Annotated in this window: 2 protein-coding genes and 1 pseudogene; 1 reads left to right on the forward strand and 2 read right to left on the reverse strand. The window is 67.2% G+C overall.

Annotated elements, in window-relative coordinates; translation table 11 throughout:
• Both DBR23_RS13510 and DBR23_RS13515 read right to left on the reverse strand, forming a co-directional pair.
• Positions 1–335 (reverse strand): annotated as a pseudogene (locus DBR23_RS13510) (iron ABC transporter permease); the annotation flags it as partial.
• 9 nt (positions 336–344) lie between these two features.
• Complete coding sequence (locus tag DBR23_RS13515) at positions 345–1,373, reverse strand: ABC transporter substrate-binding protein (RefSeq protein ID WP_108498598.1); 1,029 nt, start codon at positions 1,371–1,373, stop codon at positions 345–347.
• 258 nt (positions 1,374–1,631) lie between these two features.
• On the opposite strand from DBR23_RS13515, the gene DBR23_RS30670 reads away from it, so the two are divergent.
• Positions 1,632–1,974, forward strand: a 343-nt coding sequence (locus DBR23_RS30670) for a MurR/RpiR family transcriptional regulator (protein WP_369882115.1), incomplete at its 3' end; no start/stop codon positions are given.

A 1,974-nucleotide genomic window follows, 5' to 3' on the forward strand; every position in this document is an offset into this window, starting at 1 on the left:
GCCAGCCCCAGTGCGCCCCCCGCCACCAGCAGCGTGCCTTGCTTGCGCCCGGCAGGCAGGCAGGCCCCCAGGCCCGCCACCGCCAGCCCGGCCAGGCCCAGCCACAGCCAGGGGCGTCCGAACAAGGCCGCCTGCATCAGCCCGTTGGCGGCCTGCTCGCTGCTGAAGACCTGGCCGACCGCCAGCAGGCCATTGGCGTCCTGCTGTGCATACCAGGGGAACACCAGGTACCCCAACACGCCCATGGCCAGCCAGACCCACAAGGGCCGGTTGACCGAGGCACCGGGAGCCCGGGTCCGGGGGGTTGCGTGCGCTGCCGCCGCTGCTGCCGACACCACCACCCCTTAGCGTGTTGCGTTCTGCACGTCTTTTTCCCAGCGCGCAATCAGGCGGCGGCGCTCGGCGCTGGCGCCGTACTTGGCGTAGTCGTAGTTGATGAGCTTCATCTTGGCCGGATCGGTCATGCGCGGGTCCTTGGGCACCTGCGTGTTGCTGGGCAGCTGGAACTGCTTGGCCGCCAGGCCAAACTGTTGGCCGCCGGGCGTGAGCGCCCATTCGTAGAACTTCTTGGCCGCCTCGGTGTTGGGGCCGTTCTTGACGATGCTCATGGAGCCCACCTCAGCGCCGGTGCCTTCGGACGGCGTGGCCGATCCGACCGGGAAGCCATTGACCGCCTCGGTGGTCACGTCGTGCACAAAGCTCACGGACACCGTGGTCTCGCCGCGTGCAACCGCCTTGACCGGGGCTGTGCCCGAACGGGTGTACGCGCTGATGTTGGGGTGCAGGGCCTTGAGGTACTCGAACGCTTTTTCCTCGCCCATGATCTGCACCAGCGTGGCGATCATGGTGTAGGCGGTGCCGCTAGAGGCCGGGTTGGCCATCTGTACCTCGCCCTTGAACTCGGGCTTGAGCAGGTCGGCCCACGACTGGGGCGGGTTGAGCTTGCGCTTGGCCAGCAGCTCCTTGTTGTAGCCAAAGCCCAGCGGCCCCAGGTAGACGCCCACGGTGCGGTACTTGGAGTCCGCCGCCTGCTTTTGCGCCCAGGGGTAGAGCTGCGGGAGCTGGGGAGACTTGTATTCGAGCGTCAGGCCCTGCTCGGCCGCCTGCAGGTGCGGGTCGCCCGTGCCGCCAAACCAGATGTCGGTCTTGGGGTTGGCGCGCTCGGCATTGAGCTGCGCCAGCGCCTCGCCCGACCCCTTGGCCGTCATGTTCACCTTGGTGCCGGTGGTCTTGGCGTACACCGTGGACATCAGGTTGCACCACTCGGCCTGTACCGAGCAAATGATGTTGACCTGGCCCTGGGCCCAGCTGCCCGACGCAGCAGCCACCAGGGCCGCACCGGCCAGAAGTTTTGTCAGCAAGGGTTTGCGCATGGAAGGCTCCTCAGTATCTGGATAACGTGATGGAGGATGCTATGCGTGCAGGGCCCGTCCGGGCCAGGGGGGAAACGCCCAGGGTCGGTGCAAGCAGGTTGAAAGGCAGGGATTGCGCGGGCCCCGCAGCTTTGGGAACCGAGTTACATTAAATAAGAACGGCCCCGCCACCGCGCTGACCGCAGCCAGATGGAGCGTCCCGTCTAAGCCCCTTTTTCAAAGGCCCCTGCGCAGCCTGCCCCGCCTTCACAGACTGACATGCTCGACCGCATCACCGCCTCCCTGCCCTCGCTGGCCCCCGCCGAACAGCGCGTGGCCAAGCTGGTGCTGACCGACCCGCGCACTTTTGCCCGCCTGCCCGTGCGCGAGCTGGCCGAGCGCGCGCACGTGAGCAAGCCCACCGTGGTGCGCTTTTGCCGCAGCATGGGCTACGACGGGCTGGCGGACTTCAAGCTCAAACTGGCCGGCAGCGTGAGCGAGGGCGTGCCCTTCATCCACCGCAGCGTGGATGCCGACGACAAGACCGGCGACGTGCTGGTGAAGGTGGTGGACAACGCCGTGGCAGCGTTCCTGCAATACCGCAACGCGGCCAGCACCGTGG

It is taken from the genome of Acidovorax sp. HMWF018, from assembly GCF_003061035.1.
GTDB classification, from domain to species: Bacteria; Pseudomonadota; Gammaproteobacteria; order Burkholderiales; family Burkholderiaceae_C; genus Acidovorax; species Acidovorax delafieldii.